Source organism: Enterobacter cloacae complex sp. R_G8 (assembly GCF_024599795.1).
Taxonomy (GTDB): Bacteria; Pseudomonadota; Gammaproteobacteria; order Enterobacterales; family Enterobacteriaceae; genus Enterobacter; species Enterobacter dissolvens.
Window position 1 is genome coordinate 4092426 of record NZ_CP102246.1, and the last position, 21347, is coordinate 4113772.

Genomic DNA, 21347 nt, shown 5'->3' on the forward strand with positions numbered 1-21347 from the left:
GTGCCTTGGGTTGTATTACCGCTCTCGTTAATAACAGTACGATTCTGTTATCACTTGCAATGACTGCCATATTCTATGCTTCCCTCCATATTAGTGGTGTGCATAACACCAAAATATACTAAAGGTGATCCTTTACAGGTATCTGTCGAACCCGAAAGGTATGTGCTACCGTACATTCTCAGCTGAACGACGATTCGAGGGAAGGAATTGGATATATATACAGGTAGCAATCGCTTTTCTGGCTATTTTTTAACAATGGCCTCAATAGAAGTGAATCAACTAATGAATACAGCTCTTGCTGTATCAGGTTTTCACATAAAAGATGCTCTGACACGCATACGGTTTCAGGATAACGTGCGGGCATTTGGGAAATATCAACTGGCAACCATCAGGAATAGCGCGACCGAGCAGGAGTGTCAGCTGTGTATCCAGAACATTCGCGCGGAGAATAATAATCTGAAGATTCAGGACAGAATGCTCAGGACAGGGGAGTCTGTTCTCACAGCATCTGTCCGGATCTATGAAGAGAATGGTAAGTACTTCGGATATGTCATCGATTTTGTCGGTGTGGTCATTTCCGGTTTGCAGATTGCCGGAGGTATTGGCGTTATTGCTTCATCCGTTCCAGTCGGAAATATGATTGGGATTATAGCCGGTGCAACGCTGGTACTGAATGGTGTATCTTCGGCAGCAGAAAGTGTCCAGAAGTTGGCGGGAAAAGCCTCTCCAGTCAATTTTATGCGTGATGGGTTTGAAGGTTCGGCCGAATTCCTGGGATTTGATCGCAAAGTAGGTTTACTTGCTTATCAGATGGTAGATCTCAGTACGTCCTATTATGGAATGTTCAAACTCACCCTGAAGCCAGATGCCTGGCGTCTGTATCGGTATTTAGCCCCAGACTTCATGAGACAGGTAAACACTATGAGCCGAACTGCCCTGGCGATTAAAGGTATCGGGGCAACGTTGAAGGGAGCAAAAATAGGACATACGCTTTATCAGTTGCAGCGTGACGAAAAAATTCAGTGAGCCACTTATCGGCCTTTCATAATTTTATGCGCTTTCCATGAAAGGCCAAGAGGTATCAGATACCAAACAGCAATAACGCCAAAAACTGCAACAGGTAAGTAATATAACAATAGAGAGGGCGTATAGAAGGCAGGCAGGAAAATCAGAGGTGCCAGGATTAGAATCAAACAAATAACCCCGCCATAAAATCGCTTGCTCAGATCATCCACTAATGTCGAAAGCGTTTCGCTGGCATTTTCATCCCTGCTCAAAACTTCTTTCAGACGAGATACCTGCTTATGTGAGAAACCATTGTTCAGCAGGTCTTTTTCTGTCAGTTCACTGGCCACATGCTCGCCTTTCTTCATGATTGCTATACGTATACAAGAATACCCTTAAGCTTAGCTTTTTTAAACAGTAACTTGGCTCTGCATTTCCAGTCTCGCCATACCTGCCGCAAATACAACATGCAGGCGCCGCGCCTCCCCTTCGTGATCACATTTTTCACCCCTGGCTATTCACTTACTAAAAAGCGGTGTTATCATTCACCTCGTAAATACCTTTCAACTCTACCGAGGCTTTGATGCTGGAGAATGTAATCATCTGATAATCAGCTCCCCGACCTTCCAGGCCGGACTGATTATCAATGCGCCGAAATCGAATGCGGACACCGCTGTGTGTTTGCACGTTTTGCACATGATGATTAAACAGGTTTTCCAGTATGAATTTATCCCGTCAGGAACAACGTACCTTACACGTTCTCGCTAAAGGTGGACGTATTGCGCACGTCCGCGATGCATCTGGCCGCGTCACTTCCGTTGAATGCTACAGCCGGGAAGGGCTTCTGCTCACCGACTGCACACTCGCCGTCTTTAAAAAACTCAAAACCAAAAAGCTGATCAAATCCGTCAACGGTCAGCCCTACCGCATCAATACCACCGGGCTGAATAACGTTCGCGCCCAGCCTGATAATCGATAAGGAGAGGATTATGGATATCCCACGTATTTTTACTATCAGCGAAAGTGAACACCGCATTCACAACCCCTTCACGCCAGAGAAGTACGCCACGCTGGGCCGCGTGTTACGCATGAAGCCAGGCGCGCGCATTCTCGATCTCGGCAGCGGCTCGGGAGAGATGCTGTGTGCCTGGGCACGTGACTACGGCATTACCGGGACCGGCATCGACATGAGCCCGCTCTTCACCGCTCAGGCAAAGCTGCGCGCAGAAGAGCTTGGCGTCAGTGAACGCGTTCATTTTATCCATAACGACGCGGCGGGCTACGTGGCGGATGAAAAATGCGACGTGGCGGCCTGCGTAGGTGCAACCTGGATTGCGGGCGGCGTCGCCGGGACGATCGAACTGCTGGCAAAGAGCCTTAAGCCAGGCGGAATGGTGCTTATCGGCGAACCATACTGGCGTCAGGTGCCTGCAACGGAAGAGATTGCCCAGGCCTGTGGCGTCTCGTCGGTGGCCGATTTCCTCACCCTGCCCGACCTTGTCGCCTCTTTCCATGAACAGGGCTATGACCTGGTCGAAATGGTGCTGGCAGACCAGGAAGGCTGGGACCGGTATGAAGCGGCTAAATGGCTGACCATGCGCCGCTGGCTGGAGGAGAACCCTGACGATGACTTTGCGCATGAGGTTCGGGCAGAGCTGACAAATGCGCCTAAACGCCATGTGACGTATACGCGGGTATACTTTGGCTGGGGCGTGTTTGCCTTAATCGCACGATAAAAAGGAGCAGGCGATATAACCCAAAGGTTATATCGCCTTTTTGCAGGGTGCGCACAATATTATGCCTGTCGTACTTAATTATCGTTAATCGTTCCCTTTATTCGTCATCGTAATTACAGGTGGTTATTCTTTTACTGGCATGAGATGAATACCAGGGGATCGTCTATTGAGAAAAAACGATGAGGCGAATATATTGCCCGTAAAACAGCCAGGCACATTAATAAAGGAAGCATGATGGATATTGCGCTGCTTAACAGGGGATGGAACAGAACCTGGTCAGATATGATGGTGAATCTTGAAGCCCGAAAGGTCATCGAAACTGCAAATCGACTGTCAGCTTACTATTTACAAGATGGTCTAACTCGTATCAAGTTTGTTGAGGAAATAAAACAGGTCGTAGAAAAAGAGTTCGCGACAGCACGTCGGGCGAAAACCGATGAAGAATGCATTGAATGCCTCAAAAATCTGCGTGCCGAAAAAGAGAATCTTCTTGAGCAAGAGCGCTTGTTAAGGACGAGGTCTGCTCAGCTTTATGCGAAGGTCGAGTTTGTCAGGGAAAACAATAAAATTGTTGGGTATGTGATTTCGGCTGTTCACATCGTGATATCTGGAGCAGCATTGTTTGGTGGGATGGTGATGATGTCCACTATGAACCCCGTAGGAGTACTTGCTGGAGCAGTTTTATTTGTTGATGGTATTAACGGTATAACAAAAGAAGCACACCATCTTCGCTATGGTGAACAATCTCAATCAGAAGGTATTTTTGCTGATGGTGCAATGCAAACCGCACAATTTCTGGGATTTAGCCCAAAGAATGGGTTGGCTTTTTATAATACAGTCACTCTCGGAGCGGGTGTCTACAGTATCTTCGGGCTAGCAAGAAAGCCGGGGGCCTGGCGATTATTTCGTTGGTTGCCGCGCGATTACTACCGAAAAGTTGACACAATGAGCAAGCCTAGGCTAACGATGAAAATCGCTGGGTATGGTGTCAAAGCGAAAGTGATTTTTGATCTTCTGACGACGGAGAATGGTACTGATTAATTTTTATTCGCCCTACAGAATCGCCAGGATTTATAGGCAAGCAAAGGCGGTTGGATAAAAATTGCAACCGCGATACCACAAGAAAGGCCAATACCACCAGAGAAGACACTTTCCTCGGATGCGAATACCATCAAAAAAATGAATACAGCAAAACAGCCAGATACAACCCACACAGTGAGAACAAAACGCCTGGACAGATCCCTGATGGCATTCCCCAACGTTCCACCGTAGCTTTGAATGTTGTTCTTAATCTTCTGCAGGTCCGAAGGCGTAAACCCAGAATTCAACAAAGCCTCATCAGTCACTTTCATATCGTATCGTCCCTTATTTTCCAGAAAGTTGTTTCTTATTCACTGATTGTGCAAGCAATCATACTGATGAACTTTACAGCAATCCAGTCGAAAATTTTGGCAAACTCAATCTCCTTATTGCTATCCGGGTTGAGTCATGCTGTTACGAAGCTGCAGGATCACTTTCAGAATGGGCTATCTAAAGAGCAAAAATACAGTAATGCAAAATCAGAAGTAATAGCTGCCGAACAATCAATAGAGATAGCTAAATTCATGTGATTTATGGTTGAGACTGGACTCGCAGTCTGTATAGCTTTTTCTTTAAGCGCAAGCATTTAAACCATTTTTGGCTTGTCGAGGAAAGCTCAAGTCTGGAGGCTTTATCGTTATATATCACGCGACTACTATCGGATATTGGCAACCATGAATACTCCAAAGTCTATAAAAAAATAGTGGGGTATGGTTTGAAGGCCAAGGTCATCTTTGATCTGATGAGTATTGATTAACTTTTTTCAGACCTGACATACCGCCATGATTTGTAGGAAATGATTGGTGGCTGAGCAAAACCACAGATCAAGAAAACAATCAGTATTGAAATCCCTCCTGAGAAAACATACCAATAATCATCCTGTTTTGAAAAAACGAGACAGATGAAAAAAAGTATGCCACAAGAGAAAATCCATAGTAGAGTTTTAAATCTTCTTGCTAAATCGTGGACTACCTCATCAAGATCCCCGCCATAATTCGCGATATTATTATTCAACTTTTGTATTTCTTTGCGAGTAAATCCAGAATGCAACAAAGAGTCTTCTGTGATCTTCATCCTTCTCTCCTCGGTTCATGCAATGTCCGTTTCGAGGGATGAGTATACTGATGTACTTTATCGCAATCCAGCCGAAACTTTGCGGCGGAGCCTATACCTTGTAGTTATTCTCTGGCGGGCTCAAGGCGTTGCGACTATTCAATGTTTATCGAGCATATGTGGTTTGTCTAAGTAACTGATTTCGGATAATAACAACCATAAAGCTTTATTAATTGTACAAGAACCAGTTAATTCTTTATAGTTTTTCGGTAACGCCAGGATTTATAGGAAATTACCGGCGGCTGTGCGAAGGACATAATGGCAACCCCAAAGATCATCGCCAGCCCCCATGCAATTACTCTATCAGGTGAGCTGAAGACGATAAGTAGTAACAGGATAAAGGTACAAACAGCCACCACTCCCGCCAAGGTAACAAATCGTCTGGCGAGATCATTTATGGCCTCTCCAAGCGTTCCTCCATATTTTTCAATATTGCTTTTTATCTTCTGCAATTCGGGCTGCGTAAACCCTGAACGTAACAAAGCCTCATCAGTCACTTTCATATCGTCTCGTCCCTTAGCTCCCAGAAGTGTTTTCTCAACCGCTGATTGTGAAAATAATCATACTGATGAACTTTACAGCAATCCACATGATGTTTGTGCAATGTATCAGATTTCAGACAATAGAAGCCATAAAGCCCCATTAGTGGTACAAGCAACAAGCGGAGCGTAGCGACTGCATCAGTGTTCAGAAGGAGCACACCTTATCAGGGTGCTCGTGTACCTTTAGGAGCGTGAGCGAAGCGCTGCCTGCGTATCGTGTGCAGGTACGTTTAGCTCACAGGCCACACATCGGACTTTAATACGTGTGATCAATCTGTTTCGGGATGGTTTAGAGACGTTGGCAGCGTCATCAGCTTCGAGTTGATAGCGGTTCGTGGGGAGTGTTCACACTTTGTACCTGTTAGAGCTTTTCAACTACAGGCCGCTTAAGCATAGCGGCAATTGTTGGTAATAGAATCTCTTAAAAAAGACAGTACATTGAGATCAAAATCGCCTTTATTTTGTGATAATAGGAACAAATCCTAAGGTGACAACAATTTGATTGTATTTCATTTTTTATTATTAAAAAAATTGTGATACCCCCAAAAGTACCCCCATTTCAACTATCTTGTAATTGCATTGCACAAGAATCGAGCAAAGATGGAGACTGGCAAGACTGTTACAAATTTGTAAATATAAAGACTTAAGAAGTTGAGCTCAAAATAAGATAACGAAATAAATCATCATGAACTAGATGCATTTAATCTATTTTAGCTTTATTGCCATATATAAAATTTAAAGCAGTGCTATAAAACACTGCTTTTTAACATTTATCTTTTAGAAATAATATCTTGAACAATTTCTTCTAAAATCACCTTACTACGATTAATGAAAGATACTCTTTTAATCAATGTAAGATCATCTTGATGATAATCTACAGCACTTACTTGGGACAGTAGAGCTTTACAGGCATGCTCAAACTGAACCTTATTTCCTTTATTAAAACCCTTATATTTTAATTCATAGACTTCTTTATAGGGAATAATCTGCCTATATTTATACCCATCATCAGGTAAACCTATTAAAATGTTATGAGCCGCAAAGAAAGTATCAAAGCACTTAGCTGGATCATGTTCTTTTAAGCATTTCATAATTAAAAGCCTAGCCTGCTGAGTATCAATATTCTCAGTATGATAATCTTCTTTGGAATTTGCTAAAGAATAAGCATCATTCAAGTAGGTCTGCGCTGAATCTAAATCCCCTATTGACAACCTACACATAGCATATTGAACCCAATAGTGTGGAGAGTCAGTTAACCAAGGACATACTCTTTTCAGTTCCATATAATAACTATCTAATGCTCTTTGCTTTTGTGGTAGCAAAATTTCTAAAACATGAAATCTAAGCAAAGACTTGAATATTTTGTTTGCATCATAAGTTACATTTCTGAGTTCGTTAAAAGTACCTACAATTGATAAAAGCTTATGTCTTACATAACTCTCATTAAAACTATTATTAATAATTGCCAATGACATCAAACTGGATTTTGTTTCAATTGCAGTGCCATTTTCAGTAAATCTATATAGCGACTTAAACTGGTCACTGGACCTAAGATTCATTTTATATATACTATTATTACCTGCGATTTCAGAAATGATTGAAGATGTTTTACGGACATCAATTATATCACATAGCGCGATTGCAAAGACTGTATCCTTAAATTCCTGAGATTTAAACAACTCATCCGTTAAGGACTTTATTCGTTCTTGGATTGACGGACTTTTAAGCAAACCCAATAATATTCCTGAAATCTGACCATTATAATCCTCTCTAATTTTCTTTACTTTATTAGTTTTAGATAGAGACGTTAGTTCAGACCAAAGGCCTTGATTCTCAATTAAATCAACAAAGTCTGAAATTTCTTGTTCAGTCAATTGATCCAAACTTATTTCAGAAAATTCAATATTTAATGAATTAATAAAATGTGCAGTTCTTAATGCTACCGCACTCCTATCTGTGATTATGACACATACATCATCAGGATAGTTAATATTAATATGATTTAACAGTCTTTCAGCCTTGTTATAACCCTCAATGACTATAATTACATTATCTTTATTTTTTACAATCCAATCAATCTCTGATAATTCGTCATCGAACTCACTTCTTTCACAGAAAGTATATACATTATAACCCTCACGAGAAAGTAAATACGTGATCATTTTTAGAAATATTGTTTTACCATTTCCTAACTCACTATGGATAAGTACATTATTTCGTGAATGAATTAATTTTATAGTATCGTTGAGAAGCTCTCTGTTAATTAAAAAGTTATCAACAAAATCATTACTCACAGATGTATTAATCTGATTATCATCATGTTTACCAAAAAGTAAAAAATCTTTTATTTCTGTATCTGTAATAGTATCGTGATTATAATCAATCCCCTTAAGCTCAAAACAATCTAAAGATAAATCTTTTGCATCCTGATTTTCAGGAACAGGCATATCAGTTATTAGCTTAGCAAATCCATCGACACCCACTGTTAAAACATGACCAAAGTCAGTTAAAAAGAACGTTTCTTGGAAACTAGCATTTTCATGCACAATAAAATAAGTTTTTTCAACAAGGCTATCGGTCTGATAAAGCAATCTTTGCACATCCATATCATACATTGAATAACCAACAAAGATCACTGCACTAGCTGTCTCAAGATCTCTTTTAAATACATAATTCCATTGAGAGCTTAAAAATGATTGAGGAGAAAGATAAGATGAGTTTGTTAGTTTTATTTTAGAATCAAGATCTGCGATTGTTGCTTTATCTATGACACCATTAAGATGCACACACAAATCACCTTGAGAAAGGTAATCTTTAGGCAAATCATCAATATCAAGTGACTCGATTCGCTTGCCTACTAAGAGACTAGCTAGTTCAATAGAATTATCATAATTAGTTGTATAAAATCTTCTCCAAGGTAATGAACATATTTTCTGATGACTCTCGCTTACCTCGCGAAGAACAAAGTTGTCTTTTAACAACTTAAGCAATTCATTTTTACTTCCATGCTTTAGATAAAAATGAGAAGTAAACATTAAATCTTCATTATCATCACCTAACCCAGCAAGAGCGCCAATTTTTTTAGACAAAGCTTTTGCAAGAGGCGGTTCAACATTTGCAATATTCTTAGCATTACGCGAAAAACCAGCTCCTGTAAATATAATAGCTTTCCCTGAGTTTATTCGCCTAAACATTTCATCGATATTCACTTTTGGGAGACTTAGCTTTGTTACATCCATTTTATTGAACATTTATCACCTCTTAATATTGCAAAATAGGTTTTTAAAATCACCCGAAGCTTAGGTGGATTGATGATATTTTATATATCTTGTTAACATACTCATTTTCATACGTCAAATCATAAACTAGGTGTAGAAAATTATTTTTAATCACATCATATTTTTCAAAAATACTCATCTAAAAAATGATCTCTTCAGGGTCATCAGCATTCAAATGCAATGGGTTCTACAGGTCACATTAACACTCAAATACAGCTAGCATTAAACCAGACCAGCAACAATAAAAATAACCAATTAAATCAGTATTATACATAACAAAAGAAAGAATGCTTGGGCGCCTTAAATCATTGATATTTTCTTTTTGTTCCAACTGTTACTTAGATCGCGTTTAGCGAAAAATCCCCTTTGGCGCTGCCAGTGGGTGACAGCTTTTGACAACTCAATCTGAACGCCAGCGTCTGGGCAAACCAGAACAGCGATCTGAAAGAGGCTCGAGGATGGTTGCAAATGGGGAGTGCTTAACACCTCCCCTTCACGAGATCGTGTACCTGAAGTTTTCTGAAGCGGTAGCGGTTGACACTTTCCCCCTAGTTTTCCCTAGTAAGGCATAACAAACCATAACAGGCTGACACCTGCCCTGCTTCGCATCAGGATTAACAAAAGCTAACAGCCAAGGCTCAACAATTCTCAACGCCAGCACTATACACTTCTGCTGTAGCTGCTGTTCGTAGGCGTCAGTATCCGTTAGGTTGGGTTGACACTTTTCCCAGTTTTTCGCGAAAAAGTGTCAAGTTTGAGGGGCTGGGGGGTTTACAGTTTTTCGCCGTCCAGCAGGCAGAGTGACATTAAACCAGTTTTATTCCAGTCATCCAGCGTATCGGGGTGCATTGTGGCAACGTAAGCCAGCTCAGAACGAAGAAACCGTAAAGCGCCTGCTGCACGGTCTTTGCCATAGAAGCTGTGGGTTTCTTCATCCGGCCGGAAGAGAATCAGCAATTGTTCATCGGCCTCGTGCTGAACATCAAAACCCAGCTCAGCGGCTGCGGACTCTATCCACTGGCCAGCATCAATATCAGCCGGCAGCTCTTTCCCGCCGTCATGCCCCCATACCCATACGGCGGCCTGCTTCTCTTCTGAACTTGTCTGGCGCTGGCTGCCTTTGAGCATCGCGCTGACATGTTCGCTTAACTGGTCAAGGCCGGTCATGCGTGGCTGTACGTCTGATGGATCGTCATTCTTCCCGTAAACGAGATTGTTATACCTGTATAATTTGTGTGACGTCTTTTCCATTTAAAGGACTTCAGACCCGAAAATGTTCTTCAGTCAAAATAATGAAAATATGAAGGATGCGTAACTTTTGAAGTGATGGTGCCGATAATAGGAGTCGAACCTACGACCTTCGCATTACGAATGCGCTGCTCTACCAACTGAGCTATATCGGCCCTGAGAGGCCGGTTACGAGCGTAACCACGGGGCAAAAGGTTAGATCTATCCGGGTGATGCGTCAATGCCCTTTTGAATCAAACGGCTATTTTTGCATCACCCGTGATTATTTACGCACGAATCGTATCGTCGCCGATGCCAATCCACTTGTAGGTGGTCAACGCTTCCAGGCCCATCGGACCACGCGCGTGCAGTTTCTGCGTGCTGACGGCCACTTCCGCGCCCAGACCAAACTGTCCACCGTCGGTGAAGCGGGTTGATGCATTCACGTACACGGCAGAAGAATCCACCTCGTTCACAAAGCGGTCGGCATTGCGCAGGGTGCGCGTCAGGATGGCGTCAGAGTGCTGAGTACCATGCTCCCGGATGTGCGCGATAGCGTCGTCGAGATCGGCCACGATCTTCACGTTCAGATCCAAAGACAGGAACTCGTCGTCATACTGCTCCGCGTTTACCGGCACCACCGTCGCCGGGCCGTCTTGCAGCAGCGCCAGCGCCTTCTCGTCCGCGTGCAGCGTGACGCCACTCTCGGCCATCTGCTTGCTCAGGGCTGGCAGGAAGGTGTTTGCGATACCCTGATGCACCAGCAGCGTTTCAACGGTATTACAGGTGCTTGGACGCTGGGTTTTGGCATTCACGATAATCTTCAGCGCCGGTGCAATTTCGGCGCTCTCGTCCACCACGATATGGCACACGCCGATACCGCCGGTGATCACCGGGATCGTCGACTGCTCGCGGCACAGCTTGTGAAGGCCCGCGCCACCGCGTGGGATCAGCATGTCGATGTATTTGTCCATGCGCAGCATCTCGTTCACCAGCGCACGGTCCGGGCTTTCAATGGCCTGCACGGCACCTGCCGGTAAACCGCACTCCTGCAGCGCCTGCTGGATGACTTTCACCGTCGCGGCGTTGGTGCGCCAGGTCTCTTTCCCGCCGCGCAGAATGGCGGCGTTACCGGTCTTCAGGCACAGGGAAGCGACATCCACCGTCACATTCGGGCGGGCTTCATAAATCACGCCGATAACGCCGAGCGGCACGCGGCGGCGCTCCAGACGTAAACCGCTGTCGAGCAGTCCCCCGTCAATCACCTGCCCGACCGGGTCGGCCAGGTTACAAACCTGACGGACATCGTCGGCGATGCCTTTCAGGCGTGCCGGGGTCAGCGCCAGACGGTCAAGCATGGCTTCGCTCAGACCATTGCGGCGCGCTTCCAGCAGATCCTGTTCGTTGGCGAGGAGGATTTCCTGCGACTGCGATTCCAGATAATCAGCGATTTTTTCCAGCACACGGTTTTTCTCGCGGCTGGAAAGGAGCGCCAGTTTGTAAGAGGCGGCCTTGGCGGCTGCACCCATTTGTTCCAGCATGTTCTGGCTCCTTAACGAATAATCATGTCATCACGATGCACGGCAACCGGGCCATACTCGTAGCCCAGAATCGCGTCGATCTGCTGCGAGTGGTGACCCGCAATACGGCGCAGGGCATCGCTGTTGTAGCGGCTGACGCCGTGGGCGATGTCGCGACCTTCAAGGTTACGGATACGGATCACTTCACCACGGGAGAAGTTGCCTGTCACGTTTTTAATTCCTTTAGGAAGCAATGAACTCCCTCTTTCCAGAATCGCCGCGGTCGCCCCTTCATCCACGGTCAGTTCACCTGCCGGCGGCGCGCCAAAAATCCAGCGTTTGCGGTTTTCCAGCGGGGATGCCTGGGCGTGGAAGCGCGTGCCGACGGAAATGCCTTCCATTACGTCGCCAATGACGCCAGGACGGCTGCCCGCCGCAATGATGGTGTCGATACCGGCACGGCAGGCCACATCCGCCGCCTGCAGTTTAGTGCCCATGCCGCCCGTTCCAAGGCCAGAGACGCTGTCGCCAGCGATGGCGCGCAGCGCATCGTCAATGCCGTGGACATCGGTAATCAGTTCAGCTTCCGGGTTGGAGCGCGGGTCTGCGGTAAACAGCCCCTGCTGGTCCGTCAGGAGCAAGAGCTTGTCGGCACCGGCCAGGATCGCCGCCAGTGCAGAGAGGTTATCGTTATCACCCACTTTAATTTCAGCGGTAGCCACGGCGTCGTTTTCGTTAATCACCGGGACGATATTGTTGTCCAGCAGCGCGCGCAGCGTATCGCGGGCGTTCAGGAAGCGTTCTCTGTCTTCCATATCCGCACGCGTCAGCAGCATCTGCCCGACGTGAATGCCATAGATTGAGAACAACTGTTCCCAGAGTTGAATGAGTCGGCTTTGTCCAACGGCGGCCAGCAGCTGTTTAGAGGCGATCGTCGCGGGGAGTTCGGGGTAACCCAGATGTTCACGCCCGGCGGCAATCGCCCCGGAGGTCACGATAACAATACGATGCCCTGCGGCATGCAGCTGAGCGCACTGACGTACAAGCTCAACAATGTGGGCGCGATTTAGGCGGCGCGATCCGCCTGTTAAAACACTGGTGCCGAGTTTTACCACCAGCGTCTGGCTGTCACTCATGATTCTCTGCCGTTCAACGATAAGGGAAAGTGATGTCGAACGAACGTTTTAACAGGTGTCAGGCCCGTTGCCAACTGCCACAGCACATCGCGAAACACTTTGTTGCGCGGGATCAGGAAGCGTAGCGGCAGATTTTGACAATTTTATTACCGAAATAATAAATCACAGTTTTTTAAAATTAATCTTAATTTGTCATAAAAGTTTCATTCCGTAACGTTAAAACCCTTTCTGTTTTTTCACGGGACTTAAGCATGAGCTTATCGTCCAGCGAATTTTTAAGCGCGTTTATAAGACAGGATCGAAAATGAAAAAGAGCACTCTGGCATTAATGGTTATGGGCGTTGTGGCTTCCGCATCTGTTCACGCTGCCGAAGTTTATAATAAAAACGGCAACAAACTGGACGTGTACGGCAAAGTTAAAGCAATGCACTACATCAGTGATGACGATTCAAAAGATGGTGACCAGACATACGTGCGTTTCGGTTTTAAAGGTGAAACCCAGATTAACGATCAGCTGACCGGCTATGGCCGTTGGGAAGCGGAATTTGCCGGCAACAAAGCAGAAAGTGACTCCACTCAGAAAACGCGTCTGGCGTTCGCCGGTCTGAAGCTGAAAGACTTTGGTTCTCTGGATTACGGTCGTAACCTGGGCGCGCTGTATGACGTGGAAGCCTGGACCGATATGTTCCCTGAGTTTGGCGGCGACTCTTCCGCGCAGACCGATAACTTCATGACCAAGCGTGCAAGCGGCCTTGCCACTTACCGCAACACCGACTTCTTCGGCGCGGTTGATGGTCTGGATATGACCCTGCAATACCAGGGTAAAAACGAAAACCGTGACGTTAAGAAACAGAACGGTGACGGTTTTGGTACGTCTCTGACGTATGACTTCGGTGGCAGCGATTTCGCGGTAAGCGGCGCGTACACTAACTCTGACCGTACCAACGCGCAGAACCTGCTGACCCGCGGCGAAGGCAAAAAAGCCGAAGCCTGGGCAACCGGTCTGAAATATGATGCGAACGATATCTACCTAGCGGCGATGTACTCCGAAACCCGCAATATGACCCCAATTTCTGGCGGCTTTGCCAATAAAGCGCAGAACTTTGAAGTGGTCGCACAATATCAGTTCGATTTCGGTCTGCGTCCATCCCTGGGTTATGTCCAGTCTAAAGGCAAGGATATCGAAGGTATTGGCGATGAAGATCTGGTGAAATATATCGACGTCGGCGCGACCTATTATTTCAACAAAAATATGTCTGCGTTTGTTGATTATAAAATCAACCAGATTGATGACGATAACAAACTGGGCGTGAGCAGCGATGATATCGTTGCCCTGGGTATGACCTACCAGTTCTGAGTCGGCAGTAATAAAAAAACCGGCATTAAGCCGGTTTTTTTGTGCCCGGTGGCGCTGCGCTTACCGGGCCTACGGGATCATCACCCGGCATTATTTCATCTTTACGCCGTCAATTTCGCCGCTTCGCTGGAAAAATCATCCGCAGGCTCAAGCTTCAGATCCAGCGTGGCCAGTAAATCACGCGCCTTGTCGTGGAACTCTTTGAGGGTATATTCCAGGCGATCAATCACTTCCTGATCTTTAATGCTGGTAGCCTGCCAGTTGCCGTCTTTATTAAACAGGCCAAACTGGTAGCTATAGGTAAAACGTTTCTCTTCTGCTTCCATTTCCATCCACCAGCCCCAGAATTCACGTTTTTCGGGTGCAGGCTTCACGTTGACGCATACAGCCAGGCAGTCGAAAAAAAAGCGATTCTCTTCACACTGCTCTTCTCGAATATACGGGCCAAGAGCCATGAACTTCTTAATCAATCTACTTTTCGGGTGTCCACTCGGTAACGTCATTACGATCTCCTTTTGTGAAGCCACTGTTTTACCAAATCATCAAAATTTAGCAATCTCTTAACACAATCTCTGGGCGATCCAACGCGTAATCTCTTTTAACGCTTTGTCAAAATTCTGATACACCGGGCTGAAGGGGACTTCGAGCAATTTGCCATCCGCAGATGACGATGTGATTAAGCGTGACTCTTCTTCCGGGCTGAACGGATCGTTTTTCCAGAAACCGGACAGCATCGGCGTTGGACAACGGCGCCCCAGCAGGCCCTGCGTTTTTAACGAGTAACGATTGAGTTCCACGCGTAGCGCTTCGTCTGATGCATCATGCATGCCAAGGCGGCTGGCCAGCACGTCGAGGTACATTTCTGGCACATTTCCCTGGCGGGACGGATCGCTGAGCAGGGCGTGAACCACCGGCCCAAGACAGGCCACGGCCTTCAGGCGCGACGCCTCAAGATAGGCCAGACGCACGGCCACGTTCGCCCCAAAGCGGAAGCCAAACGCCGCGACGCGGGTGTGGTCGACCCACGGAATGTTTTCCAGGGCTTTTAGCGCATGCTGGTGCAGAAGACTGGAATCCTGCGTCAGTTTCCATTTGGATGAAAACCCAATAGACGGCATATCAAGCGTCAGCATGGCGATACCTTTTGGGGCGAAGTAACGCTCATACAGGCTGTAATAGTCGATTTGCAGCGAATCCAGCCCACCGCACATCAGCACGGTGGGGAACGGGCCGTCGCCTTCAGGCATATGCAGGAATCCGGTCACGGGCGCGCCGCCGGGAATGGTGAACTCCAGCTCACGCATCCGGCCCGGCAAGCGTTGGGCAGCCTCTTCATAGGCACGGTTTGCCAGCGCCTGCGCCTGCTCTGCCAGTTCATCCCCTTTTAAGTGCGGGTATGCGGCAATGGCGTAAAGGTTAGCCGCATGAAGCCAGTGCTTGCCGCTGAGGGTGGCGTCCTCTTCCTGGCTGGCTTTTTGCTGCCAGAGCATCGCCTGCTTCGACCATTCGTAGATCCAGTTGCCGCCGCGGTAACCCACCACCGTATCGTAAAGTTCGCTGTCGGTACGCTCGGCTTCACTCATGACGATACGCGCCTGCACGTCGAGGATTTCCCGCGGATCGATACCGCGCCAGATCCACATCAGGCGGTTAATCATGCGATACCAGTGAGGCACGTTTTTACCGTCTAACGCAGACTGGACGGCAGGCTGGTTTCCCGGATTGAAGCGACGCACCAGCGTCGAAGTTTCAGGGTGCTTGAAACGGGGTTTGAAGAGTGTCTCGGTGAGATTCGCCTGCGTCATTGCGTTGCCTCCATGGATACGTCATATAGTGTCCATTGTAACGCGTGGCAGGATAAAAAGAACAACGCCCGGCATAGCCGGGCGTGTAAAGTTACGTGCGGGAATTAACGGCCGGAAATAGGCGGTACAAAGACCACGCCCATGTCCCATGGCTGTTCAATCCAGGTATCCTGTGGGATATCAATCACGTAATCGTCAACCAGTGGGCGGCCCGCCGGTTTCGCGAAGATGGTGACAAAATGCGCTTTAGGGTACATTTCGCGGATAGCCACCGCGGTACCGCCGGTATCCACCAGGTCATCGATAACGATGAAACCTTCACCGTCGCCTTCCGCGCGTTTCAGCACTTTCAGCTCACGCTGGTTGTCGTGGTCATAGCTGGAGATGCAGACGGTATCGACATGACGAATACCCAGCTCACGCGCCAGCAGCGCCCCCGGTACCAGACCGCCACGGCTAACGGCAATAATGCCTTTCCACTGTTCAGAAGGCATCAGACGCGCGGCCAGTTTGCGTGCGTGGATCTGCAACATGTCCCAGGTGACGACGTATTTTTCGCTCATGTGAAGTGTCCCAGCCTGTTTTTATACGGCTTAAAAAGTGTTCGAGGGGGAAATAGGTTGCGCGAGATTATAGAGATCTGACGCACTAAAAACCAGTGTTTAGCGCCCTCTGCCTGAGTTTTTACATGCTTTATGCTACCAGCCATCGGAGAAAGTGGTATTCTCAGTTGCATCTCGCAAGCCTGACTTGTGGTAACTATTAACCTGCTAACCCTGTGACCTGCAACTCGCTTTGCAGGGCATCGACAAGGAGACTTATCGTGTCTGAACTGTCTCAATTATCTCCGCAACCGCTGTGGGATATTTTTGCCAAAATCTGCTCCATTCCACACCCGTCTTACCATGAAGAACAGCTTGCCGAACATATTATGGGTTGGGCGAAGGAAAAAGGTCTGCACGCTGAACGTGACCAGGTTGGCAACATTCTGATCCGCAAACCGGCGACCGCTGGCATGGAAAACCGTAAACCGGTGGTCCTGCAGGCACACCTGGACATGGTGCCACAGAAAAACAACGACACTGTTCACGACTTCACGAAAGACCCGATCCAGCCGTACATCGACGGCGACTGGGTGAAAGCGCGCGGCACCACGCTGGGTGCAGATAACGGTATCGGTATGGCCTCTGCGCTGGCGGTACTGGCGGACGACAGTGTTGAGCACGGTCCACTGGAAGTGCTGCTGACCATGACCGAAGAAGCGGGAATGGACGGTGCGTTCGGTCTGCAGGCGAACTGGCTGCAGGCGGATATTCTGATCAACACCGACTCCGAAGAAGAAGGCGAGATCTACATGGGCTGCGCGGGCGGGATTGATTTCATCTCTACCCTGCCGCTCTCACGTGAAGCGGTGCCTGCTGGCTTCCAGACCTTCAAGCTGACGCTGAAAGGGCTGAAAGGCGGCCACTCCGGCGGTGATATTCACTTAGGCCTGGGCAACGCCAACAAACTGCTGGCACGCTTCCTGGCGGGCCACGCGGCTGAGCTGGACCTGCGTCTGGTCGATTTCAACGGCGGTACGCTGCGCAACGCAATTCCACGTGAAGCGTTCGCGACAGTAGCCGTTCCAGCCGCCAAAGCAGACGAGCTGAAAAAACTCTCCAGCGTCTATCTGGATATCCTGAAAAACGAACTGTCCGCGAAAGAGAAGAACCTGACCGTAGTGCTGGAATCCGTGTCCACGGATAAAGCCGCACTGACCACCCCGTCTCGTGACACCTTTATTCAGCTGTTAAACGCGACACCGAACGGCGTGATCCGCAACTCAGACGTCGCGAAAGGCGTGGTTGAAACCTCGCTGAACGTGGGTGTGGTCACCATGGGCGACGACAGCGCAGAGATCATCTGCCTGATCCGATCGCTTATCGACACCGGTAAAGAGTACGTGGTGAGCATGCTGGAATCTCTGGGCACGCTGGCCGGTGCGAAAACCTCTGCCAAAGGCAGCTACCCAGGCTGGCAGCCGGACGCAAGCTCTCCGGTGATGGCACTGGTGCGTGAAACATACCAGCGTCTGTTCAACAGCACCCCGAACATTCAGGTGATCCACGCGGGTCTGGAATGTGGTCTGTTCAAGAAGCCGTACCCGAACATGGACATGGTCTCCATTGGGCCAACCATTACCGGACCACACTCGCCGGATGAGCAGGTTCACATTGAAAGCGTGGGCCATTACTGGACCCTGCTGACTGAACTGCTGAAAGCGATTCCTGCTAAGTAATACCCTCACCCCAGCCCTCTCCCAAAGGGAGAGGGTCAACAACGTCGCGCCACCGGCCTTTTTACAATCCCAATACCAGCTGACGTTCCAGCTGCGGATCCAGCAAGGTAACGTGTAATCCCACCAGCCTGACCCCTCGCCCGCCCCGACGTTCATCCCAGGCCTTTTTCGCCGTCGCGATGAGATCCTCTTTATTCAGACGCGGCCAGACGTGCTCCTGGGTCGTCTGCTGGAAATCGTTGAACTTCAGTTTCACGCCCTGACGGGCAATCAGCAGGTCCGGTTTTACCTTTATCAGGCGTCGCTCCAGCTCAGGATAGAGCTGCTCCGTGATGATGGTTTCACATTCAGACCAGTCATGAATATCTTCAATCAGTGTGCGTTCAACCCCGACCGACTTTCGCAGCCGCTCGCTACTGACACTGCGCTCATCTATCCCCTGACTGCGCTCCCACAGCACGCGGCCAAATTTTCCAAAGCGTTTAAGCAGCATGGCTAAATCGCTGCGCTGCACATCTTCGCAGGTTCGCAGCCCCATGCTTTCCAGCTTTGCCGCAGAGACTTTGCCGACGCCCGGGATTTTGCCGAGCGGCAACGTTTTTAAAAACGCCGGGACCTCTTCCGGGGTAATGACGTACTGGCCGTCGGGCTTGTTGAGATCGGACGCTATTTTGGCGAGGAATTTCACCGGTGCGACACCCGCCGACGCGGTCAGATTCAGTTCGTTGAAGATAGTCCGGCGGATCTCCTGCGCCATCAGCGTCGCGGAGCCGTGACAGTGCACGCTGTCGGTGACATCAAGATACGCTTCGTCCAGCGACAGAGGTTCAATCAGGGAGGTGTAGCGGGAGAAAATTTCGCGGATATGCAGGGAGGCTTCTTTATACGCCTCAAACCGGCCAGGCAGGAGCGTGAGATGAGGGCAAAGCTTTAAGGCCATCGCCGTCGGCATGGCGCTACGCACGCCAAACTTACGCGCAGGATAGTTGGCGGTGCTGATCACCCCGCGCTGCACGCGGCTACCGCCAATCGCAATGGGGATATCCCGCAGCGCCGGGTTGTCACGCATCTCCACTGCGGCAAAAAAGCAGTCCATATCGACATGGATTATTTTGCGCATAGTAAGCCCTCACTCATCACTGGATAAGTATACAGTAAACAAATGAGGGTTGAGAAGTGTGCGTGAGAATTGTCGGGTGGTGGCTTCGCCTCACCCGACCTACCAGATTAAATGATGCGCTGCTGTTCGCGGGCCATCCGTTTTTTGCGGGCGTCGCACGGTTCCGGGCAGTCGCAGACCTTTTCCATGCCAATGGACGAGATCCCACCGCAACTGCCCTGAATGCTTTTGCGCTTAATGATCCAGCCTAACGACATGCCGAGTATCACCAGCACAAAGACCACGAAGGTGGCCAGAAACGTCAGCATCATCAGCCTCCAAAATCGTCCAACAGGATGTTCTCATCTTCCACGCCCAGATCTTTAAGCATCTTGATCACTGCAGCGTTCATCACTGGCGGACCACACATATAAAACTCGCAGTCTTCCGGCGCAGGATGCTGTTTGAGGTAGTTTTCATACAGCACGTTGTGGATGAAGCCCGTATGGCCGGTCCAGTTATCTTCCGGCTGCGGATCGGAGAGCGCCACATGGAAGGTGAAGTTAGGGTTTTCACGCGCCAGCTGTTCGAACTCATCGTCATAGAACATCTCACGCAGTGAACGCGCCCCGTACCAGAAGCTGATTTTACGCTGACTGCCAAGCCGCTTGAGCTGGTCGAAAATGTGCGAACGCATCGGCGCCATACCTGCACCACCGCCGATAAATACCATTTCGGCGTCCGTCTCTTTCGCAAAGAACTCGCCAAACGGGCCGGAGATGGTCACCTTGTCGCCTGGTTTTAATGACCAGATATACGATGACATGACGCCCGGCGGCGCATGCGGTACCGCTGGCGGCGGCGTGGCGATACGCACGTTAAGCATGATGATACCCTTCTCTTCCGGGTAGTTCGCCATGGAGTAAGCACGAAGCGCGGGCTCTTTAACCTCAGAGACAAAGCGGAAGAGATTGAATTTATCCCAGTCGGCACGGTATTCGTCAGGCACATCGAAGTCAGCGTAGGCTACGGTGTGCTCCGGACATTCAATCTGGATATAGCCCCCCGCCCGGAACGGAACGCTCTCTCCTTCAGGCACCCGCAGTTTAAGCTCTTTGATAAAGGTGGCTTTGTTATCGTTGGAGATAACTTCGCATTCCCATTTTTTGACGCCGAAAATCTCCTCCGGCAGTTCAATTTTCATGTTCTGGCGCACGGCGACCTGACAGGCCAGACGGCAGCCCTCTTTCGCCTCACGCTTGGTGATGTGCGACAGTTCAGTGGGCAGAATATCGCCACCGCCCTCTTTCACCTTTACGCGGCACTGCCCGCAGGAGCCACCGCCACCGCAGGCCGAAGAGACGAAGATGCCGTTGCCGGCAAGCGTATTCAGCAGTTTATCGCCGGCTGGCGTGCGGATCTGGTTTTGCGGTTCATCGTTGATATCGATAATGACATCGCCGGAATTCACCAGCTTCGCGCGCGCTACCAGAATCAACCCCGACAGCACCAGTACAATCAGCGTGAACATCGCCACGCCAAGCATAATTTCCATCAGTTAGCCCTTATAGCTGCACACCGGAGAAGGACATAAAGCCCAGCGCCATGAGACCGGTGGTGATAAAGGTGATCCCTAAGCCACGCAGGCCTGCAGGCACGTTGGCATATTTCATTTTTTCGCGGATCCCCGCCATGGTGACGATAGCCAGCATCCAGCCGATCCCGGAGCCGAAACCATACACAATTGATTCGCTGAAGTTGTAATCACGCTGAATCATAAACGAGACGCCACCGAAGATGGCGCAGTTCACCGCGATCAACGGCAGGAAGATCCCCAGCGCGTTGTAGAGTGACGGGAAATACTTATCGAGGATCATCTCAAGGATTTGCACCAGCGCCGCAATCACACCGATAAAGGTGATGAAGTTCAGGAAGCTGAGATCCACCCCCTCCACCAGCGCGCTGTCACGCAGCACAAAGTTGTACACCAGGTTATTGATTGGCACCGACAGGCCAAGCACCACGGTAACCGCGACGCCCAGGCCAAACGCCGTCGACACCTTTTTGGACACGGCAAGGAACGTACACATGCCGAGGAAAAACGCGAGCGCCATGTTTTCAACAAACACCGCGCGCACAAACAAACTCAGGTAATGAGCCATTGTCGG

General features: G+C 48.7%; 21 protein-coding genes and 1 tRNA gene. 6 read left to right on the forward strand and 16 right to left on the reverse strand.

Translation table 11 applies throughout. From position 1 onward, the window contains the following. Positions 1–207 precede the first annotated feature (207 nt). A complete protein-coding gene (locus NQ842_RS19460) occupies positions 208–1026 on the forward strand; it encodes a DUF4225 domain-containing protein (protein ID WP_373371731.1) in 819 nt (272 codons plus the stop codon). Between the two features lie 5 nt (positions 1027–1031). Here NQ842_RS19460 and NQ842_RS19465 read toward each other — a convergent pair whose 3' ends face one another. Next, positions 1032–1355, reverse strand: coding sequence for a hypothetical protein (locus tag NQ842_RS19465; RefSeq protein WP_257256223.1), 324 nt, complete (start codon positions 1353–1355; stop codon positions 1032–1034). A 371-nt stretch (positions 1356–1726) separates the two neighbouring features. Between NQ842_RS19465 and NQ842_RS19470 the strand changes: the two genes are divergently transcribed. From NQ842_RS19470 to NQ842_RS19480, 3 genes are all read left to right on the forward strand, one after another. Further along, on the forward strand, positions 1727–1984 hold the full coding sequence (locus NQ842_RS19470) for a YjhX family toxin (RefSeq protein ID WP_014830811.1): 258 nt from the start codon (positions 1727–1729) through the stop codon (positions 1982–1984). A gap of 10 nt (positions 1985–1994) precedes the next feature. Beyond that, entirely contained in the window at positions 1995–2741 is a 747-nt protein-coding gene (locus tag NQ842_RS19475) for a cyclopropane-fatty-acyl-phospholipid synthase family protein (RefSeq protein ID WP_257256224.1), read from the forward strand. A gap of 234 nt (positions 2742–2975) precedes the next feature. Continuing rightward, positions 2976–3782, forward strand: coding sequence for a DUF4225 domain-containing protein (locus tag NQ842_RS19480; RefSeq protein WP_257256943.1), 807 nt, complete (start codon positions 2976–2978; stop codon positions 3780–3782). Here NQ842_RS19480 and NQ842_RS19485 read toward each other — a convergent pair. The 8 genes from NQ842_RS19485 to proB form a co-directional block, all read right to left on the reverse strand. Then, complete coding sequence (locus NQ842_RS19485) at positions 3779–4093, reverse strand: hypothetical protein (protein ID WP_020686330.1); 315 nt, start codon at positions 4091–4093, stop codon at positions 3779–3781. The two genes, NQ842_RS19480 and NQ842_RS19485, sit on opposite strands and share 4 nt — an antisense overlap. Positions 4094–4574: 481 nt before the next feature. Further along, complete coding sequence (locus tag NQ842_RS19490) at positions 4575–4895, reverse strand: hypothetical protein (RefSeq protein WP_181870580.1); 321 nt, start codon at positions 4893–4895, stop codon at positions 4575–4577. Between the two features lie 227 nt (positions 4896–5122). Next, entirely contained in the window at positions 5123–5437 is a 315-nt protein-coding gene (locus NQ842_RS19495) for a hypothetical protein (protein ID WP_014830805.1), read from the reverse strand. 809 nt (positions 5438–6246) lie between these two features. Then, the gene (locus NQ842_RS19500; RefSeq protein ID WP_047747516.1) at positions 6247–8727 is read right to left on the reverse strand and encodes an SIR2 family protein; all 2481 of its coding nucleotides are present in this window, start codon (positions 8725–8727) and stop codon (positions 6247–6249) included. A 798-nt stretch (positions 8728–9525) separates the two neighbouring features. After that, positions 9526–10005 carry a DNA-binding protein gene (locus NQ842_RS19505; RefSeq protein WP_257256225.1) on the reverse strand — a complete coding sequence of 160 codons (480 nt, stop codon included), beginning with the start codon at positions 10003–10005 and terminating at the stop codon, positions 9526–9528. Between the two features lie 76 nt (positions 10006–10081). Continuing rightward, positions 10082–10157: transfer RNA gene (locus tag NQ842_RS19510), tRNA-Thr, on the reverse strand. A 111-nt stretch (positions 10158–10268) separates the two neighbouring features. Beyond that, complete coding sequence (proA, locus tag NQ842_RS19515) at positions 10269–11522, reverse strand: glutamate-5-semialdehyde dehydrogenase (protein WP_248041929.1); 1254 nt, start codon at positions 11520–11522, stop codon at positions 10269–10271. Positions 11523–11533: 11 nt separating this feature from the next. Beyond that, positions 11534–12637, reverse strand: a complete 1104-nt coding sequence (gene proB / locus NQ842_RS19520; protein WP_014830789.1) for a glutamate 5-kinase — start codon at positions 12635–12637, stop codon at positions 11534–11536. A gap of 304 nt (positions 12638–12941) precedes the next feature. Between proB and phoE the strand changes: the two genes are divergently transcribed. Then, positions 12942–13994, forward strand: a complete 1053-nt coding sequence (phoE, locus tag NQ842_RS19525) for a phosphoporin PhoE (RefSeq protein WP_013095744.1) — start codon at positions 12942–12944, stop codon at positions 13992–13994. Between the two features lie 101 nt (positions 13995–14095). Here phoE and crl read toward each other — a convergent pair whose 3' ends face one another. The 3 genes from crl to gpt form a co-directional block, all read right to left on the reverse strand. Continuing rightward, on the reverse strand, positions 14096–14497 hold the full coding sequence (crl, locus tag NQ842_RS19530) for a sigma factor-binding protein Crl (RefSeq protein WP_043951572.1): 402 nt from the start codon (positions 14495–14497) through the stop codon (positions 14096–14098). A gap of 57 nt (positions 14498–14554) precedes the next feature. Further along, on the reverse strand, positions 14555–15799 hold the full coding sequence (gene frsA / locus NQ842_RS19535; RefSeq protein ID WP_046888767.1) for an esterase FrsA: 1245 nt from the start codon (positions 15797–15799) through the stop codon (positions 14555–14557). Positions 15800–15903: 104 nt separating this feature from the next. Beyond that, complete coding sequence (gpt, locus tag NQ842_RS19540; RefSeq protein ID WP_003863205.1) at positions 15904–16362, reverse strand: xanthine phosphoribosyltransferase; 459 nt, start codon at positions 16360–16362, stop codon at positions 15904–15906. 260 nt (positions 16363–16622) lie between these two features. Between gpt and pepD the strand changes: the two genes are divergently transcribed. Next, a complete protein-coding gene (pepD, locus tag NQ842_RS19545) occupies positions 16623–18080 on the forward strand; it encodes a cytosol nonspecific dipeptidase (protein WP_050860507.1) in 1458 nt (485 codons plus the stop codon). 61 nt (positions 18081–18141) lie between these two features. On the opposite strand, the gene dinB is transcribed toward pepD, so the two are convergent. From dinB to nqrE, 4 genes are all read right to left on the reverse strand, one after another. Beyond that, the gene (gene dinB, locus NQ842_RS19550) at positions 18142–19200 is read right to left on the reverse strand and encodes a DNA polymerase IV (protein WP_046888769.1); all 1059 of its coding nucleotides are present in this window, start codon (positions 19198–19200) and stop codon (positions 18142–18144) included. A 107-nt stretch (positions 19201–19307) separates the two neighbouring features. Further along, positions 19308–19508, reverse strand: coding sequence for a (Na+)-NQR maturation NqrM (gene nqrM / locus NQ842_RS19555; RefSeq protein WP_072095035.1), 201 nt, complete (start codon positions 19506–19508; stop codon positions 19308–19310). A 2-nt stretch (positions 19509–19510) separates the two neighbouring features. Beyond that, the gene (gene nqrF / locus NQ842_RS19560; protein ID WP_014830784.1) at positions 19511–20734 is read right to left on the reverse strand and encodes an NADH:ubiquinone reductase (Na(+)-transporting) subunit F; all 1224 of its coding nucleotides are present in this window, start codon (positions 20732–20734) and stop codon (positions 19511–19513) included. A 10-nt stretch (positions 20735–20744) separates the two neighbouring features. Then, entirely contained in the window at positions 20745–21341 is a 597-nt protein-coding gene (gene nqrE, locus NQ842_RS19565) for an NADH:ubiquinone reductase (Na(+)-transporting) subunit E (protein ID WP_257256226.1), read from the reverse strand. Positions 21342–21347 lie beyond the last annotated feature (6 nt).

Bases quoted from the DNA above. Each gene is read 5' to 3' on its own strand.
- NQ842_RS19470 (WP_014830811.1), top strand. From the start codon at position 1,727: ATGAATTTATCCCGTCAGGAACAACGTACCTTACACGTTCTCGCTAAA.
- NQ842_RS19475 (WP_257256224.1), top strand. From the start codon at position 1,995: ATGGATATCCCACGTATTTTTACTATCAGCGAAAGTGAACACCGCATT.
- NQ842_RS19480 (WP_257256943.1), top strand. From the start codon at position 2,976: ATGGATATTGCGCTGCTTAACAGGGGATGGAACAGAACCTGGTCAGAT.
- NQ842_RS19485 (WP_020686330.1), bottom strand. From the start codon at position 4,093: ATGAAAGTGACTGATGAGGCTTTGTTGAATTCTGGGTTTACGCCTTCG.
- NQ842_RS19490 (WP_181870580.1), bottom strand. From the start codon at position 4,895: ATGAAGATCACAGAAGACTCTTTGTTGCATTCTGGATTTACTCGCAAA.
- NQ842_RS19495 (WP_014830805.1), bottom strand. From the start codon at position 5,437: ATGAAAGTGACTGATGAGGCTTTGTTACGTTCAGGGTTTACGCAGCCC.
- NQ842_RS19500 (WP_047747516.1), bottom strand. From the start codon at position 8,727: ATGTTCAATAAAATGGATGTAACAAAGCTAAGTCTCCCAAAAGTGAAT.
- NQ842_RS19505 (WP_257256225.1), bottom strand. From the start codon at position 10,005: ATGGAAAAGACGTCACACAAATTATACAGGTATAACAATCTCGTTTAC.
- proA (WP_248041929.1), bottom strand. From the start codon at position 11,522: ATGCTGGAACAAATGGGTGCAGCCGCCAAGGCCGCCTCTTACAAACTG.
- proB (WP_014830789.1), bottom strand. From the start codon at position 12,637: ATGAGTGACAGCCAGACGCTGGTGGTAAAACTCGGCACCAGTGTTTTA.
- phoE (WP_013095744.1), top strand. From the start codon at position 12,942: ATGAAAAAGAGCACTCTGGCATTAATGGTTATGGGCGTTGTGGCTTCC.
- crl (WP_043951572.1), bottom strand. From the start codon at position 14,497: ATGACGTTACCGAGTGGACACCCGAAAAGTAGATTGATTAAGAAGTTC.
- frsA (WP_046888767.1), bottom strand. From the start codon at position 15,799: ATGACGCAGGCGAATCTCACCGAGACACTCTTCAAACCCCGTTTCAAG.
- gpt (WP_003863205.1), bottom strand. From the start codon at position 16,362: ATGAGCGAAAAATACGTCGTCACCTGGGACATGTTGCAGATCCACGCA.
- dinB (WP_046888769.1), bottom strand. From the start codon at position 19,200: ATGCGCAAAATAATCCATGTCGATATGGACTGCTTTTTTGCCGCAGTG.
- nqrM (WP_072095035.1), bottom strand. From the start codon at position 19,508: ATGCTGACGTTTCTGGCCACCTTCGTGGTCTTTGTGCTGGTGATACTC.
- nqrF (WP_014830784.1), bottom strand. From the start codon at position 20,734: ATGGAAATTATGCTTGGCGTGGCGATGTTCACGCTGATTGTACTGGTG.
- nqrE (WP_257256226.1), bottom strand. From the start codon at position 21,341: ATGGCTCATTACCTGAGTTTGTTTGTGCGCGCGGTGTTTGTTGAAAAC.